The 16,764-nt window shown below is 68.1% G+C and carries 13 protein-coding genes and 1 tRNA gene; 11 read left to right on the forward strand and 3 right to left on the reverse strand.

Translation table 11 applies throughout. The features are described 5' to 3' along the window. Positions 1-41 precede the first annotated feature (41 nt). Positions 42-1,388: an amidase domain-containing protein gene (locus AC1C2T_RS05130; RefSeq protein WP_495384482.1), complete on the forward strand. Its 1,347-nt coding sequence runs from the start codon at positions 42-44 to the stop codon at positions 1,386-1,388. A 177-nt stretch (positions 1,389-1,565) separates the two neighbouring features. Here the strand turns inward: AC1C2T_RS05130 and pgm are convergent, their stop codons facing one another. Together pgm and AC1C2T_RS05140 are read right to left on the reverse strand one after the other, a co-directional pair. Beyond that, on the reverse strand, positions 1,566-3,206 hold the full coding sequence (gene pgm, locus AC1C2T_RS05135) for a phosphoglucomutase (alpha-D-glucose-1,6-bisphosphate-dependent) (RefSeq protein WP_495384483.1): 1,641 nt from the start codon (positions 3,204-3,206) through the stop codon (positions 1,566-1,568). A gap of 246 nt (positions 3,207-3,452) precedes the next feature. Beyond that, positions 3,453-4,703 carry a DUF445 domain-containing protein gene (locus AC1C2T_RS05140; protein ID WP_495384484.1) on the reverse strand — a complete coding sequence of 417 codons (1,251 nt, stop codon included), beginning with the start codon at positions 4,701-4,703 and terminating at the stop codon, positions 3,453-3,455. Positions 4,704-4,907: 204 nt separating this feature from the next. On the opposite strand from AC1C2T_RS05140, the gene pheA reads away from it, so the two are divergent. Further along, positions 4,908-5,882 carry a prephenate dehydratase gene (gene pheA / locus AC1C2T_RS05145; RefSeq protein ID WP_495384485.1) on the forward strand — a complete coding sequence of 325 codons (975 nt, stop codon included), beginning with the start codon at positions 4,908-4,910 and terminating at the stop codon, positions 5,880-5,882. Positions 5,883-5,910: 28 nt separating this feature from the next. Continuing rightward, positions 5,911-6,819: a hypothetical protein gene (locus AC1C2T_RS05150; RefSeq protein ID WP_495384486.1), complete on the forward strand. Its 909-nt coding sequence runs from the start codon at positions 5,911-5,913 to the stop codon at positions 6,817-6,819. Here the strand turns inward: AC1C2T_RS05150 and AC1C2T_RS05155 are convergent. Further along, positions 6,776-7,783, reverse strand: coding sequence for a diacylglycerol/lipid kinase family protein (locus AC1C2T_RS05155; protein ID WP_495361299.1), 1,008 nt, complete (start codon positions 7,781-7,783; stop codon positions 6,776-6,778). The genes AC1C2T_RS05150 and AC1C2T_RS05155 overlap by 44 nt on opposite strands. Positions 7,784-7,886: 103 nt before the next feature. On the opposite strand from AC1C2T_RS05155, the gene serS reads away from it, so the two are divergent. The 8 genes from serS to AC1C2T_RS05195 all read left to right on the forward strand — a co-directional run bounded on the left by serS (position 7,887) and on the right by AC1C2T_RS05195 (position 16,756). Next, positions 7,887-9,152, forward strand: a complete 1,266-nt coding sequence (gene serS, locus AC1C2T_RS05160; protein WP_495384487.1) for a serine--tRNA ligase — start codon at positions 7,887-7,889, stop codon at positions 9,150-9,152. Next, positions 9,149-10,018: an HAD family hydrolase gene (locus AC1C2T_RS05165; protein ID WP_495384488.1), complete on the forward strand. Its 870-nt coding sequence runs from the start codon at positions 9,149-9,151 to the stop codon at positions 10,016-10,018. Before serS ends, AC1C2T_RS05165 begins: the two co-directional genes overlap by 4 nt. Before the next feature lie 74 nt (positions 10,019-10,092). Beyond that, positions 10,093-11,358 carry an LCP family protein gene (locus AC1C2T_RS05170; RefSeq protein ID WP_495361296.1) on the forward strand — a complete coding sequence of 422 codons (1,266 nt, stop codon included), beginning with the start codon at positions 10,093-10,095 and terminating at the stop codon, positions 11,356-11,358. Between the two features lie 126 nt (positions 11,359-11,484). Then, a tRNA-Ser gene (locus tag AC1C2T_RS05175) sits at positions 11,485-11,569 on the forward strand. Between the two features lie 135 nt (positions 11,570-11,704). Continuing rightward, complete coding sequence (locus AC1C2T_RS05180) at positions 11,705-12,904, forward strand: LCP family protein (RefSeq protein WP_495384489.1); 1,200 nt, start codon at positions 11,705-11,707, stop codon at positions 12,902-12,904. 194 nt (positions 12,905-13,098) lie between these two features. Continuing rightward, the gene (locus AC1C2T_RS05185; RefSeq protein WP_495384490.1) at positions 13,099-14,328 is read left to right on the forward strand and encodes a hypothetical protein; all 1,230 of its coding nucleotides are present in this window, start codon (positions 13,099-13,101) and stop codon (positions 14,326-14,328) included. A gap of 141 nt (positions 14,329-14,469) precedes the next feature. After that, on the forward strand, positions 14,470-14,748 hold the full coding sequence (locus tag AC1C2T_RS05190) for a hypothetical protein (protein ID WP_495384491.1): 279 nt from the start codon (positions 14,470-14,472) through the stop codon (positions 14,746-14,748). 70 nt (positions 14,749-14,818) lie between these two features. Further along, complete coding sequence (locus AC1C2T_RS05195) at positions 14,819-16,756, forward strand: dynamin family protein (protein ID WP_495384492.1); 1,938 nt, start codon at positions 14,819-14,821, stop codon at positions 16,754-16,756. Positions 16,757-16,764 lie beyond the last annotated feature (8 nt).

Below are 16,764 nucleotides of genomic sequence, written 5' to 3' on the forward strand. Positions count from 1 at the left end.
GGTGTTCTGTCCCCCAAAATGCCGACCCGGAATCTTCGCCTGTGCCCTTCAACTTCTTCACGCCTGCCTCCACGCCCACTGAACCACCCGCCCGACGGCGCTCGACGTTCCGCGAACCCACGGACGGCGGCCCGGCCGTCACCGGCGCGACCGCCGAGCGTGAGACGGCCGAGACGGCCGAGACGGCCGCGATCGCCGCGATCGGCGAGCCGACGCCGGTGCGAGCAGCATCCGACGAGACACTCGGCGAAGCATCGGGCGGGGATCCGCGCGCGTCCTTCGGCGATCTCGAGAGTCGCAACACGCTCCGTGCCCGGCACCGCGCCGAGCGAGTGCGCAACCGGCGTTCGTCGAGTAGCACGCCGCGCCGGTTCGTGGCGCTCGGCTGCGCAAGCGCCATCCTGAGCGTCAGTGCGCTCGGCGCCGTCTCCGCGGCATCGGCCGACGCTGACGCCGATGCGACCCTCGCGAGCGCGAGCGACCTGCCAGCGGCGACCGAACACGGTGTCGGTGCCGGCGATGAGCTCATCTCGTCGATCGATATCTCGGCGAGGCCGGCCGTCACGAGCGGGCTCTCGACCGCCGCCGTGCCGTTCACCGGCGGCACCCAGGTGACTGTGACGGGCGAGGAGCTCGACCAGGTGGGCCAGGTCGCCGTCGGCGGTGTTGCAGCGCCCATCGTCGCTGCGGCGCCCGAGCAGCTCACGTTCCAGGTGCCCGCCGTGGCCGACACCGCCCTCGGTGGTGTTGCGGTGGCGTTCACGGATGTCGCGGGGGAGCCCGTCGCCGTCGTGGCACCCGGGACCGCGACCGTCGCCGGCGCCGCCGCCCCGGTGTCACTCGCCGCCCAGCTCACCGCGATCGACGAAGCGGCCGTGCACGCGGCTTCGCAGCCGCTCACCCTGACCTACACGTCGAACCCCGCGATCGACGCACAGCTGGGCTACGTGCTCACCTACTGGAGCGGTTACAACACGGCCGCGTACACCGTCTTGAGTGGTGTCGACTGCGCGAACTTCACGAGCCAGTCCCTCGCCGCCCGCGGTTGGGCGATGGACGCCGGCTGGTACTACGACCAGGCGACGGGCGCGATGTCGCCCAGCTGGGCGAGCTCGACTGCGATGCGCGACTGGCTGTACACCCGCCCGGACCTCGCCACGCCGCTCGACGACTCGCAGCGCGGCCTCGTGAAGGTCGGCGACGTCGCCCAGTTCGACTGGGACGGCTCGGGCGACCGCGACCACACGGCCGTCGTCACCCGCGTCGACCGGAGTGCTACCGGCACGACCGTCTGGGTCGGCGGCCACACCAAGGACGCCGACTACTGGAACGTCGACGAGGCCCTCGCCTCGGGCGGCGGCGCCGTCACCTACTTCTCGCTGACGTGAACAGTACTTCTCTCTGACGTAGCTGGTCGCGCCTGACCAGTGCAGCAATTCAGGAGCGGAGGCGTGTCGCGCCGTCTTGTTCCGGCGTGTCGGGGCGACACGCCGGGTGCCCTCCTGAATTGCTGCATAGTCAGGTGTCCGACCGCCTGCGCGCGGGTCGTTGCGGCGTGCCGGCTGCTACTCGAGCGGCGAAGCGCCGAGCGCGGCGTCGACGATCTCCTTCGCGGCGGCCTGCACCTCTGCGAGATGCTCGGGCCCCTTGAACGACTCGGCGTAGATCTTGTAGACGTCTTCGGTGCCGCTCGGCCGCGCCGCGAACCAGGCGTCGGCCGTCTCGACCTTCACGCCGCCGATCGCCGCGTCGTTGCCCGGCGCGTGCGAGAGCTTCGCAGTGATCGGTTCGCCCGCGAGTTCGGTCGCCGAGATGGCGTCGCCGTCGAGCTTGCCGAGTGCGGCCTTCTGGGCAGCGGATGCCGCGGCATCCGTTCGCTCGTAGGCCGGGTCGCCGAATCGCTCGACGAGGTCGCGGTAGAGGTCTGACGGCGACCGGCCGGTGACGGCGCGGATCTCGGAGGCGAGCAGGCACAGCAGGATGCCGTCTTTGTCGGTCGTCCAGACGGTGCCGTCGAAGCGAAGGAACGAGGCGCCCGCGCTCTCTTCGCCGCCGAAGCCGACCGAGCCGTCGACGAGGCCGGGCACGAACCACTTGAAGCCGACCGGCGCCTCCCAGAGGCGTCGGCCGAGCGAGGCGGCGACCCGGTCGATCATCGAGCTCGAGACGAGGGTCTTGCCGATCGCGGCATCCGCTCGCCAGTTCGGCCGGTGCCCGAAGAGGTACTCGATCGCGACGGCGAGGTAGTGGTTGGGGTTCATGAGGCCGCCGTCGGGTGTGACGATGCCGTGCCGGTCGGCGTCGGCGTCGTTGCCCGTGAGAATGTCGAAGTCGCCGGCGTGCTCGAGCACCGAGGCCATGGCGCTCGGCGACGACGGGTCCATGCGGATCTTGCCGTCCCAGTCGAGGGTCATGAACGACCAGGCCGGGTCGACGCGTTCGTTGACGACCGTGAGGTCGAGGTCGTAGGCGTCGCGGATCGCGCCCCAGTACGAGACGGATGCCCCGCCGAGCGGGTCGGCGCCGATCTTGACGCCGGCCGACCGGATCGCGTCGAAGTCGATGATGTTCGCGAGGTCGGCGACGTAGTGTCCGCGGAAGTCGTAGGTCTCGACGCCGCTCGGCTCGGCCTGCTTGACCTCCTTGAGGCCGCCGGCGATGAGTTCGTTCGCGCGGTCGGCGATCCACTTCGTGGCATCCGAGTCGGCAGGCCCGCCGTGCGGGGGATTGTACTTGAAGCCGCCGTCTTGCGGGGGGTTGTGCGATGGGGTGATGACGATACCGTCGGCCTCACCCTCGGCGCGCTTCGCGGGGTCGTTGTTCCACTTCAGGATCGCGTGCGAGAGGGCGGGCGTCGGCACGTAGTCGTCGAACTCGTCGGCGAGCACGCGCACCTGATTGGCGACGAGCACGTCGAGTGCCGTCGTCTGGGCCGGCGCGCTCAGCGCGTGCGTGTCTGCGCCGATGAAGAGCGGCCCCGTGATGCCCTGCGCGGTGCGGTACTCGACGATCGCCTGCGTGATCGCGAGGATGTGGTCTTCGTTGAAGCTCGACGTGAACGCCGACCCGCGGTGGCCTGAGGTGCCGAAGACGACGCGCTGCGCCGAAATCTCGGCATCCGGATGCCGCTCGTAGTAGGCCCTGACGAGTGCCTCCACGTCGATGAGGTCGGATGCGGTCGCCGGGGTTCCTGCTCGCTCGTGCATGCTCCTAGTTTCTCGTGGGTTGAGGAGGCGCGCCAGCGCCGTGTCGCTTCTCGTGGGTTGAGGAGGCGCGCCAGCGCCGTCTCGTTTCTCGTGGGTTGAGGAGGCGCGCCAGCGCCGTCTCGAAACCTCCTTCGGTCGAGGCTTCTCGTGGGTTGAGGAGGCGCGCCAGCGCCGTCTCGAAACCTGACCTTCGGTCGACGGAGGTTCGAGACACTCCTTCGTCGCTCCTCAACCCGCGAGGTCGCCTCAGGAGAGGGCGTGCACCGCGGTGGCGATCGTGAAGATGGCGAGTCCGGCGAGTGCACCGACGACCGTGCCGTTGATGCGGATGAACTGCAGGTCGCGGCCCACCTGCAGCTCGAGCTTCTCGGTCGTCTCCCGCGGATCCCAGCGCTCGACGGTCTCGGTGATGACGCCCGCGATCTCGTGGCGGTAGTTGCGTACGACGTAGGCCGCGGCATCCGTCGCCCAGGTGTCGACCTTCGCGGCGAGCCCCTCGTCGGCGACGAGGCGGGCACCGACTTCGACGACCGCTGAGGTCAGCCCGGCGCGCAACTCGCTCGACGGGTCGGCGAGCGAGGCGTCGAGCGTCGCCTTCACCGAGGCCCACGCCTCGCCGGCGAACTCGCGCAGGCGCGGGCTCTCGAGCAGCTCGGCCTTGAGTGTCTCGACGCGCGCGATCATGACCGGGTCGTGCTGCATGGCGTCGGCGAGCTCGGCGAGGTAGCGGTCGATCGCGACGCGCAGCGGATGCCCCGCATCGGCACGTACGGCCCGTACGAACCCGAGCACCTCGCGGTAGGCGCGGTCGTCGACGACGCGGTCGACGAAGCCGGGCAGCCACCGCGGCAGCCGATCGGAGATCATGCTGCCGAATGCCTCGGGGTGGGCATCGAGCCATCCCTCGGCCTTCTCGAGCACGACGTCGACGGCGGCGCGCTGTTGGTGGTCGGCGACGAGACGGGCGCCGACCCGACCGATCGCTGGCGCCCATTCGGGCTCGAACAGGTATCGCCGGGCGAGTCGCTCGATCACGTCCTCGACGTCGTCATCACCGAGCAGGGTGAGCAAGCCGCGTGCGGCGACGGATGCCTCGGCGGTCAGCCGCTCGGCATTGGCCGGCGTCCGGAGCCAGCCACCGAGCCGGCGGGCGATGCCGATCGAGCGGAGCTTGCCGAGCACGACATCGTCGGAGAGGAACTCGTGCTCGACGAACGCGCCGAGGGTCGCGCCGATCTCGTCCTTGCGGTTCGGGATGATCGCCGTGTGCGGGATCGGGATGCCGAGCGGATGCCGGAACAGCGCCGTCACCGCGAACCAGTCCGCGATCGCGCCGACCATCGCGCCCTCGGCGGCCGCGCGCACGTAGCCGAGCCACGGCAGCTCGTCCTGCAGCGCGAACGAGACCGCGAACACGACCGCGGCGATGAGCAGCAGGCTCGTCGCGACGCGCTTCATCCGCCGGAGCGCCTCGAGCCGTTCGGCATCGGTGGGCACGCTTCGCGTGGATCGATCAGTCGTACCGATCGCGTTCATGCGGGATCCCGTTCCGTCGCGTATCCGTTTTCAGGAGGTTCCGCGATATCGGGGCGTTTCTCAGGAGAACACGCCGCTGAATCACATGTCGGGGCCGAGAACTCCTGAAAAGGGGCCGAGAACTCCTGAAAAGAGCAGGGGGTGGCGGTGGCTAGGCTGACCTGCATGACGCACGCTTCGACGGGGCTCAGCGGAGCTGCCGCGCCCACACCGCCCGAGGAGACGTACTCCTACCTGGGGCCGGCCGGCACCTTCACCGAGTCGGCGCTGAAGCAGGTGCCAGAAGCATCCGGTAAGCACTGGCGGGCCGTCAACAACGTCGGCGAGGCGCTTGCGGATGTCACGGACGGCCGCTCGATCGCCGCGATGATCGCGATCGAGAACTCGGTCGACGGCGGCGTCTCCGCCACGCAGGACGCGCTGGCCACCGTGCCCGGTCTCCGCATCCTCGGCGAGTACCTCGTGCCCGTCAACTTCGTGCTCGTCGCGCGGCCCGGCACCGCGCTCGCCGAGGTGCGGGTCGTCAACGCGCACCCCGTCGCCTACGCGCAGTCGCGCGACTGGCTCGAACGGGAGCTCCCCGACCACGGGCACATTCCCGCGACGAGCAACGTCGCCGCCGCGGCATCCCTCTTCGAAGGCAGCCAGGCCGACGCGGCCGTGGCGCCGCCCGGCATCACCGACCACCTCGACGTCGACGTGCTCGCCCGCGAGATCGGCGACCCCAACGCCGTCACCCGCTTCGTGCTCGTCAGTCGCTCACGGGTGCTGCCCGAACCGACCGGCGCCGACAAGACGAGCATCATCGTCGAGCTGCCCGATGACGAGCCCGGCGCGCTGCTCGCGATGCTCGAGCAGTTCTCGACGCGGGGCGTGAACCTCTCGCTCATCCAGTCGCGGCCCATCGGCGATGCCCTCGGCCGCTACCGCTTCGTCGTCGACTTCGACGGGCACGTCGCCGACGAACGTGTCGCCGACGCACTGCTCGGCCTCCGTCGCACGAGCCCCAAGGTGATCTTCCTCGGCTCGTATCCGCGGGCCGACAAGCGTGAGATCGAGTACCACTCGAAGTACGATGACGGCATCTTCATCGAGGCCCGCGACTGGTTGCGGGGCCTCCTGAGCGGCGAGCCCGACTGATCGGGCGGCCCTGATCCGAGGAGGCCACGTGAGCGACGGCGCCACGACCGGTATCGACCCGCGATTCGATCCGCGGTTCCAGCGCGGGTATTCAGGCCATGGGTCGAGCGAGACAGATGCCGCGGACACCCGCGCAGCGCGGGTGGCGCGCATCCCCGATCGGCCGAGGGCGGAGCTGCCGAGCCATGTGAACGAGCGGTTCGACGACGCAGAGGAGCCGAAGCAACGCGGCATCGAGGCGCTGTTCGAGCACCTCGGCGGGCAATCGGCGACACCGCTCGAGGCGGCCGAGCTCGCGAGTGATGAGCCCACTGCACCTGTCGACGACGAGGCGCAACCCGGCGGGCCCATGCCGCAGCGATGGCTTGTCGCCGGGTGGGCGGTGACGATGGCGGCGTTCGCGGTCGGCGTCTGGTGGTCGTGGGCCGTGTACTGGGACCTGGGCTCCTACACGGGAGTGTCTCGGTCTGCCGAGCCCGGGCTGCGGGAGCTCGGATGGGGGTTGTCGTCGCCGCTGCTGATGGCCGGTGCGATTGGCGTCGTCGTCGTGACGGCACTGGCGGCGCAACGACGCCTTGGAACGTTACCTGCCGGGAGCGCGAATTGGGCGAGCGACGAGGCTCGCACGCACCGAGGGGCGGAGTGGTGGGGGCTCGTTGCGATCATGGCCGCAACCGTTGTGGCTGTGATATGGCTTGTCCGCGGAGTGGTCGAAGGAGCGGGAGCGAGCATGGGTCTCGTCGTCGACGGAAGCGGGGTCAGCGAGACGCAATCCGAGGCTTTCGCGCGCATGGCGTTCGGACAGTTCGCGCAGGCCATGCTCGGGCCGCTCGTCTCAGCATCGATTGCGGCATTCGTGGCGATCGTCGCAGTCGAAGTGCGCCGCGCAGCATTCAGCGCGGCACGCGCACGATCAGCGCAGCCGGGTCGACCTTGAACCGCGCAGAGACCACGAGTCCGAACTCGTCACCGTCGATCTCGAACTCCTCGGCCGCGCCCTCGATCTCGAGGTCGACTGCCCGCCCTCGCAGGTACACGATCTCCGTGCGCTTGCTGCCACCGGTGAGGTCGAGGAACTGTCGGCCGAGCGCAGACTTTCGCAGCACCCGGTTCTCCCACGTGACCTTGCGCCAGATGAGCAGCCAGCCGAAGAGATTGCGAGGTGCCAGCACGACCACGTCGAGGCGGCCGTCGTCGATCTCGGCGTCGGGGATCAGCTCGATGTTGCCCGGCAGGTAGCCGAGGTTCGCCACGAGGATGCTCGCGACCTTCGAGCGGTGCTGCCGGCCGGTGTCGACCCGGTGCACGACGCGATACGGCTTGGATGCGGGCAGGGCCCGCAGGCCCGCGTCGACGTACGCCAGCCAGCCGACGCGCTTCTTCAGGTCGGCGTTGGTGCCCGCGATCATGGCTGCGTCGATGCCGATGCCGGCCATCACGAGTGACACGTGCGTCTCGTCGGTTCCGTCGGCGCGGGTGATGTCGGCGACGATCACGTCGACGGCCCGGTCCATGCCGGAGAACGCGAGCACGACGGCGTCGGCCTGGTCGTTCACGGGAATGTCGAGGTTGCGGGCGAAGAGGTTGCCGGTGCCGATCGGCACGAGTCCGAGCGGCATGCCGCTGCCGCGGAGCGTCGCCGCGACCGAACGCACGGTGCCGTCGCCCCCGGCTGCGATCACGAGGTCGACGCCGGCCTCGAGGGCTTCACGCGCCATACCCTTGCCCGGATCGTCCTCGGCGGTCTCGATCCAGAGCGACGGGGCGAAGTTCTGGCGTTGCTCGGCAGCCTCGACTGCGGCCCGCAGCGACTCGACACCCTGCTTGGTGGGATTGAAGATGATGGCCGCGCGCAGGCGCTGGCCAGCGGCATCCGTCGCCCCCTCCTCGTCTGCCCTCACGCTGCCCACGGTATTGCATCGAGGCCTGAAACGGCCGTGAACGCGCTCGGGTGCCGTTCGGGTGCCGATCGAGTCGTCGGATGCCCCGGCTAGACTTGCTCGGGTGATCGACCCCGTGCTGCTTCGCGAGAACCCTGACCTGATCAAGCGTTCGCAAGAGCTCCGTGGCGAGTCCGTGGCGCTGGTCGACACGGCCGTCGAGGCGGATGCTGCGAGGCGCACCGCGATCACCGTGTTCGAAGCGCTCCGCGCCGAGCAGAACGCCCTCGGCAAGCAGGTCGCGCAGGCGCCGAAAGACGCCAAGGCCGCTCTCGTCGCCGAAGCGCAAGAGCTCGCGGCCCGCGTGAAAGCCGCGAATCAGGCTGCGAGTGACGCCGAGTCCGAGTTCACGCTCGCCGCGCAGCGCCTCGGTAACATCGTCATCGACGGTGTGCCGGCCGGCGGCGAAGACGACTTCGTCGTGCTGCGCGAGGTCGGCGAGATCCCCGCGTTCGACTTCGAACCGCGCGACCACCTCGAAATCGGCGAGCTGCTCGACGCCATCGACATGCAGCGCGGTGCGAAGGTCTCGGGCGCGCGCTTCCACTACCTCAAGGGCGTCGGCGCGCGCCTCGAGATCGCGCTCATGAACATGGGCCTCGACCGGGCGATCGCGGCCGGCTTCACGCCGCTCATCACGCCGACGCTCGTGCGGCCAGAGATCATGAACGGCACCGGGTTCCTCGGCGCGCACGCCGAAGAGGTCTACTACCTGCCCGAACAGGAGCTCTACCTGACGGGCACGAGCGAGGTCGCGCTCGCCGGGTACCACTCCGACGAGATCATCGACGTGTCGAAGGGGCCGATCCGCTACGCCGGATGGTCGACCTGTTACCGCAGCGAAGCCGGCAGCCATGGCAAAGACACGCGCGGCATCATCCGCGTGCACCAGTTCAACAAGCTCGAGATGTTCACCTACATCGACCCGGCCGATGCCGAGGCCGAGCACGAGCGTCTGCTCGGCTGGCAGGAGGGCATGCTGCAAGACCTGGGCCTCACCTACCGGGTCATCGACACCGCGGCCGGCGACCTCGGCTCGAGCGCCGCACGCAAGTACGACGTCGAGGCGTGGGTGCCCACGCAGAACGCCTATCGAGAGCTCACCTCCACGTCGAACTGCACGACGTTCCAGGCGCGTCGCCTCGAGATCCGCCACCGCACCGAGAGCGGTAAGACGGCCCCCGTCGCGACGCTCAACGGCACCCTCGCGACGACCCGCTGGCTCGTCGCGATCCTCGAGACCCACCAGCAGGCCGACGGCTCGGTCGTGGTGCCCGAGGCCCTGCGTGGGTACCTCGGCGGCCTCGAGGTGCTCGAGCCGGTCGCATGAACAGCGAGCAACCGGAGCTCGCTGAGCCCGTCGAAGCTGGGGAGATCCCTTCGACGAGTTCAGGGAACGCTGACCCGTGGTTCGTCGCGCTCGACGTCGACGGCACGATCATGCACGAAGACGGCTCGATCGATCCGGTCGTCGCCGAGGCGGTCGCCGCGGCCCGCGACCGCGGCCATGTCGTGACGCTCGCGACCGGGCGCTCGTGGGCGACGACCGCTCCGGTGCTCGAGCGGCTCGAGCTCACTCCCGAGTACGTCGTGTGCGCCAACGGTGCCATCACGATGCAGCGCGACGATTCGGCATCAGATGGCTATGTTCGCCGTCACGTCGAGACGTTCGACCCGACGCCCGTGCTCGAGCGCATTCGCTCGTTCCTGCCGGCCGGCAAGTTCATGGTCGAGTTGCCCGACGGCTATCGCCTCTACACCGAGGGCATGAGCGACTGGAACGTCGACAACGCCCGTGAGGTGCTCTTCGATGAGCTGCTCGACCAGCGCGCCACGCGTGTCGTCGTGACGAGCCTCGAGCACGGGCTCGACGAGTTCTTCGACATCGTCGACCAGATGGGCCTGCACCACGTGAGCTACGCCATCGGCTGGACCGCGTGGCTCGACATCGCCCCCGACGGCGTCAACAAGGCGACCGCGCTCGAACGGGTGCGGGGCTGGCTCGACCTTCCGAACGACCGCGTGCTCGCCGCAGGCGACGGGCGCAACGACCTCGAGATGTTCGCGTGGGCGGGCGCGGCCGGCAGGGCCGTCGCGATGGGCCAGGCGCCCGACGAGGTGCGCGAAGCCGCACGCGAAGTCGGCGGCACGATCGACGATGCAGGCCTCGCGGCGGTGCTCGACTCACTGCCGTAACGCGCCCGGAATCGCACCGCTCCCGGTGCTCGCAGAGCTCGCCAGCATAGAATCGGCGAAATCGAAGGGTTGCGGTGAGCGGTTCAGTCGAGCAAGATGTCGCCGTCGAGCAGACGGCGGTGCCGAGGCACGGGCGGATGCCGCGGCGCGGCGCCGTCTCGACGTACCTGAAGATCGCGGCATCCGCCGTCGCCGTGCTCGCGGTCAGCGCCACCTCGGTCGTCGCCTATGCCGCACTCGACCTGCTCGGATCGGTGCAGCAGGGCGCCGAGCTCGAGAGCGAACACCTGCTCGACGGGGTGCCCGACATCGGAGCGATGGACGGCGGCCTCAACTTCCTGCTCCTCGGCAGCGACAAGCGGCCCGAGAGCGGTGCATTCGGCGACCCCGAAGATGAATCGGGCGAGCTCAATGACGTCACGATGCTGCTGCACATCGCGCAAGACCACTCGCACGTCGAAGTCGTGAGCTTCCCGCGCGACATGATCGTGCCGGTGCCGGAGTGCACCGATCCTGAAGACCCCGATGGTGAAAAGCTCTCGGCGATGTCGGGTGTGAAGCTCAACACGGTGCTCGGGCACGGCGGCATCGGCTGCGTCGGTCAGACGGTGGAGGAGCTCACCGGAGTTCAGATCCCCGTCGGCGGCATCGTGCAGTTCGACGGAGTTGCCGCGCTCGCCACGGCGGTCGGTGGCGTCGAAGTCTGCGTCGCCGAGCGCATCGACGACGACTACTCGGGCCTGCACCTCGACGCCGGCAAGCACACCATCTCGGGCTACGACGCACTCGCCTTCCTGCGCTCGCGGCACGGCGTCGGCGACGGCAGCGACCTCGGGCGCATCTCGAACCAGCAGACGTTCATGGCCTCCCTCATGCGCACCGTGCAGGCCGACGGCACGCTCAGCGACCCGACGAAGCTCTACTCGATCGCGAAAGCCGTCACCTCGAACATGAGCCTCTCTCCGACGCTGCAAGACCCGGTGAAGCTCATCTCGATTGCGAAGGCACTCCAAGACGTCGACCTGTCCAAGGTCGCGTTCCTGCAGTATCCGACGGTGTACACCGAGGATCGCTCGGGCGTGGAGGCCGCCGAGTCGGCCGAGCAGGTGAACGCCGACTTACTGGCGGATGTGCCCCTGGTGATCGACCCGAACGCCATCGATGGTACCGAGTTCGGAACGGTGCCCGACGAGACGGCACCCGCGCCCGAACCCGCACCTGAGGCATCGGCCGCGCCTGAGGCATCCGCCCCGGCTGAGACCCCCGGAGCTGTGCTGCCCGATGACGTCACGGGACAGACCGCCGCCGAGGTGCGGTGCTCGAGCGCCAACGAAGGCTGAGGCGAGTACGAACGAGCCGCTTCAGCACCTTTTCAGGGTGGCCTGCGAGGCTTGACGAAGCTTGCTTCGGCTAGAATCGGGGCCTGCCCGCACGTATCGCGCCCCAGGGTGCGAGACTGCAGGCTTGGAGGGCTGTCCGAGCGGCCGATGGAGCTGGTCTTGAAAACCAGTGGGCAGTAATGTCTCGTGGGTTCGAATCCCACGCCCTCCGCGCGAGACGACCATGCACGAAAGGATGATGGTGGCAGAAGAGTTGCGAAGCAGTGCACGTCGTGCTGCGACCTCGAATCCTATTGTTCGGCATGGCCGACTCAAGCGACGCAGCCTGTGGAAGACCGCCGGCAAAGTGACCGCGTCCGTGGTCGCAGTCGCTCTCGTCTCGGGCACCGCCATCGCCGCGTACGCCGCCTTCGATCTCGCGAAGACCGTGCAACCCACCATCACCCTCGGCAACGAAGATGTGCTCGAGGGCGTGCCCGATGTGGGTGCCATGGAAGGCGGCGTCAACATCCTCGTCGTCGGCAGCGACAGCCGCCAGGGGCAGGGTATGGCGTTCGGCGATCCCGAAGAAGAGACCGCCGTACTCAACGACGTCACGATGCTGCTGCATATCTCGCAAGACCACTCCAACGCCTCGGTCGTGAGCTTTCCGCGCGACATGCTCGTCGATGTGCCCGAGTGCGATGACCCCGATGACCCCGAAGAGCCGTTCTCCGAGCAGTACGGCATGAAGATGAACACCGTGCTCGCCCACGGCGGTCTCGGTTGCGTCGTCGAGACGGTCGAGGCTGAGCTGGGCGTCACGATCCCCTTCGCCGGTGTCGTGCAGTTCATGGGCGTAGCCGGTCTCTCCGAAGCCGTGGGCGGTGTCGATGTCTGCGTTGCCGAGCCCATCGAAGACGAGTACACCGGCACGTTCCTCGCGGCGGGCACGCACAACCTCTCGGGCATGGCTGCGCTGCAGTTCCTCCGCACCCGGCACGGGGTCGGCGACGGCAGCGACCTCGCCCGCATCTCGAACCAGCAGGTCTTCCTCTCCTCACTCGTGCGCACCGTGCAATCGAACGGCACGCTCAGCGACCCCGTGAAGCTCTACTCCATCGCCAAGGCCGCACTCGCCAACATGCAACTGTCCGACGGGCTCATGGACCCGACCCGCATGATCTCGATCGCGAAGGCGCTGAGCGCCACCGATCTCAGCAAGATCGCGTTCATCCAGTACCCGACCGCGTACGTCGAGGGCGGCGGTGCCGTCGAGGCCACGAGCTCGGCCGAATATGTGAGAACGTCGCTCCAGAACGACCTCCCTGTGACCTTCGACGCGGCTGCGCAAGAGTCGGCGTTCGCTTCGGCAGGCGACCCCAATGCGATCGTGCCTCCCGAGGAGGCGCCGGGCGAAGAGGTGCCTGCCGACGACGCTGCGGCCGAGGCGCCCGCCGACCCGGCCGCACCCGCGCCCACGGTCGAAGCGCTGCCGAGCGATGTCGCCGGGCAGACCGCGGCGGAGACCCGGTGTTCCGCCGGCCGCACGCTCGACGACCAGTAGGCGGCGTTCGCGATCGGCTTCTGCATCTGAGCTGATCCCCCAGTGGCCCCCTGATCGGGCGCCGGAGTCCCCTACAGCACCTCGTGAACCCTCGGGTAAGCCCCCGATGCCGACCACCGCACCTCGCTCGTAGCGTGAGACGGGTAATCGACAACAGGGCGTGAAATCGTCCGGGGAAGCGAAGGAACACACTCATGGCTTTCGATGACAACAGCGTCTGGACTCGAGTCCGAGACTCGTTCAACGTCAACGTGGCGGTGCCGATCAGCGACAACACTGTCGACTCGCTCAACGACTTCAACTCGCACAACGACAACTCGGATAACTCCGATAACTCGGATAACTCCGACAACTCGGATAACTCCGATAACTCGGATAACTCCGATAACTCGGATAACTCGGATAACTCGGATAACTCCGATAACTCGGATAACTCGGATAACTCGGATAACTCGGATAACTCCGATAACTCCGATAACTCGGATAACTCGGACAACTCGACCAACGACTCGTATAACGACAACTCGGACAACTCCGACAACTCGGACAACTCCGACAACTCGGTGCACGACTCGTACAACGACAACTCGATCCACGACTCGGGCAACACGACGCTGAACGACCACTCGATCAACGCGGGTGTGCGGGAGTACAACGTCGGGTTCGGCGACCTCACGATCGTCGGAAGCCTCGGCGCCGACGGTGAAACCGGCGAGTCGAGCCTGCTCGCTGATGGCGGCGGCACGAGCGTCAACATCGACAACCGTTCGACGGTGCTCGACCAGTCGGTCAACCAGAACATCGCTGCTGCAGCTGGCAGCGGAGGCGATTCCGGCGCGCTCGGCTCAGCCGGCGGTTCCGGCAGCGGCGGTACCGGTGCTTCCGGCAGCGGCGGCTCGGGTGGTAGCGCCACCTCGGGTGCGGCCGGCGGTGGCGGCGATGCCGCCGTGGGTGCCGGCGGTGACGGTGGTGCCGGCGGTGACGCCACGGGCGGCAACGGTGCCAGCGGCACAGGCGGTGCCGGTGGGTCCGGTACCGGCGGCGGCGCAGGCGATACCGGCTCTTCCGCTGGCGACGCCAGCGGCGGCAACGTGTCGCAGTACTTCAACAACGAAACTGTCGTCAATTCCGGTGACTACGGCGTGGTTGCGCGAGGCGATGTCGACATCGACAACTCGTCGTTCGATGTCTCGGTCGGCGACATCTCGATCGGCAACACCACAGATTCGTACAACGAGGACTACAGCTGGGACGTCGATGTGAGCGACTCGTTCAACGACAACTCGACCAACCTCGACGTGGATGTGGACGACTCGTTCAACGACGACTACTCGACCGATGTCGACGTCGACGTCGACGTTGACAACGCCAACATCCTCAGCCCTGACGCCGTCGCCCTACAGGTCGACGACATCAACCTGTAGGGGCGTTGCAGTTCTGCCCGGTCGCCCCCTGGGGCGGCCGGGCACACCCCCATCCGGTCGCTGACGGCCGCGGTCACTGCTGACATCCGCTGGTTTGCAGTGCAGACTGAAATTCCCCCACAGATTCCGAAGGTGTCCGAAATGTCCAGTGACGAGGCCGCGAGCGAGCACGGTGCCCTGCCGTACGACGACTCGTCGGCACAGGCGGCAGATCCGATGGTCGAGCCTGACGACGGGTTCGACGCCGGCGCATGGGAGACCGATCTCGCAGACGCCCTCTCCGACCCGAGCGCGGCGAACCTCTTCACCGCGGAGATCGAGCACGTCGACGCATCCGATTGGGATGTCGACACCGCGCTCATCTGGGGCGACGATGTCGTCGACGACGCTGGGAGTATCGGGCCCGATTTCCCACTCTGAATCGGGCGCGTGACGGGGCGGGGTGCACTCCGCCCCGTTCTCTGTCACGATGGAGAGAACGAGGGAATTCGTGCCGGAAGCAGTCGACACTGAGGAGTCTGCAGTGGTGGAGCGCGAGCAAACGGCGACGCCCGACGATCCGCCGGTGGCGGCGCACCTGCAACGCGCGACGGAGCTCGAGGGCGAGGCTTCGGCCATGATGGACGTCGTCCGCAACGTGGGGCAGCTCGCCGCTTCATCCGGTCGTGCAGACCTGGCCAGACGAATCCAACAGACACAGGCGCGGCTCGCCGATCCCGATATCCGCGTCATCGTGGTCGGCGAGTTCAAGCAGGGCAAGAGCAAGCTCATCAACGCCCTCGTGAACGCACCGGCATGCCCCGTCGACGACGACGTCGCGACGAGCGTGCCGACGTCGGTGGGGTACGCCGAGGTGCCCTCGGCATGGGTGCTCGAGCAGCACACGGATCCCGCCACCGGCACGGCTGCCGTCGATCGCCGTCAGATACCGCTCGAGGAGATCTCCGAGTTCGTGTCGGAGAGCGGCAACCCGCGCAACGAGCGTCGCATCGTGTCGGCCGAGGTGCTGTTGCCGCGCGAGATCCTCAAGGGCGGGCTGAAGCTCGTCGACTCGCCCGGCGTGGGCGGCATGGAATCGTCCAACGCGCTGGCGACGCTGTCGGCGCTGTCGACGGCGCACGCCGTGCTGCTGGTGTCGGATGCCTCGCAGGAGTACACCGAACCCGAGGTGCAGTTCCTCAAGCACGCGATGCGCATCTCGCCGAACGTCGCCGCCGTGCTCGCCAAGACCGACCTCTACCCGTCGTGGCGTGAGATCGAGCAGATCGACCGCGGGCACCTCCGCGATGCCGGCGACGTGCCGATATTCTCCGTCTCCAGCGATCTTCGCCTGCTCGCTGCCGAACTGCGCGACAGCGCGCTGAACGACGAGTCGGGCTTTCCGGCGCTCGTCGCGCATCTGCGTCGAGAGGTGCTCGGCCGCGCCGAGGTGATTCACGAGCGCAGCGCCGTGCACGATCTCGTATCGGTGGTCGAGCAGCTCACGATGTCGCTTCGTTCCGAGCTGAACGCGATCCTGCACCCCGAGGACACGCCGCGCATGATCGCGCAGTTGGAGGCGGCGAAGGCGCGCGCCGACGAGTTCCGCGGGCGCTCATCGCGCTGGCAGGTGACGCTCACCGACGGCGTCGCCGATCTCATCGCCGACATGGAACACGACCTGCGCGACCGGCTGCGCAAAGTGCAGCGCGAGGCCGAGGACGCGATCGAAGAGGGCGATCCCGGACCCATCTGGGACCAGATCACCGAATGGCTCGACCAGCGGGTGGCCAGCGCGGTGTCCGAGACATTCGTGTGGACCGACGAACGCTCGCGCTGGCTGTCGGAGGAGGTGGCCGAGATGTTCAGCGCGGGAGAGTCCGCACTCCCGGCGATCGACGTCGGCGACACCCAGGGCGTGCTCGACCCGGTCGAGGGCATCTCCGTGCTCGACCCGGGTCGTCTCGGCGCAGGAGAGCGGATCTACATCGGCGTGCGCGGATCGTACGGCGGCGTCCTCATGGTGGGCCTCGCCACAGGACTGATCGGACTGTCCCTGATCAATCCGTTGTCGCTGCTCGCCGGAGTGCTCGTCGGTCGGCGGGCCTACCGCGAAGACATGAGCGCACGATTGATCCGCAGGAAGCACGAAGCCAAAGGCCACGTGCGCCGCTACATCGACGAAGTCACCTTTCAGGTCGGCAAGCAGCTCAAAGACCGGCTGCGCCTGGTGCAGCGCGCCGCTCGCGATCATTTCGGGGCGATGGCCGAAGAACTGCACCGATCGCTGTCGGAGGCGCTCATCACGGCGAAGCAGACGGCCACCACCTACACATCCAAGCGCGACCAGCGAGTGGTCCAACTGAAAGCGCAGATCGGCCAACTCGAGAGGCTTCGCGCCGAGATCCCCGAGCTTCCGCCGATGCGCACCGAGGCCGTACAACGGTGACGGCACAG

The sequence above is a fragment of the Agromyces sp. Y558 genome, from assembly GCF_059445415.1.

Coding starts and splice junctions, on each gene's coding strand:
- AC1C2T_RS05165 (WP_495384488.1), top strand. CDS start 9,149: ATGAACAGCGAGCAACCGGAGCTCGCTGAGCCCGTCGAAGCTGGGGAG.
- pgm (WP_495384483.1), bottom strand. CDS start 3,206: ATGCACGAGCGAGCAGGAACCCCGGCGACCGCATCCGACCTCATCGAC.
- AC1C2T_RS05185 (WP_495384490.1), top strand. CDS start 13,099: ATGGCTTTCGATGACAACAGCGTCTGGACTCGAGTCCGAGACTCGTTC.
- pheA (WP_495384485.1), top strand. CDS start 4,908: ATGACGCACGCTTCGACGGGGCTCAGCGGAGCTGCCGCGCCCACACCG.
- AC1C2T_RS05190 (WP_495384491.1), top strand. CDS start 14,470: ATGTCCAGTGACGAGGCCGCGAGCGAGCACGGTGCCCTGCCGTACGAC.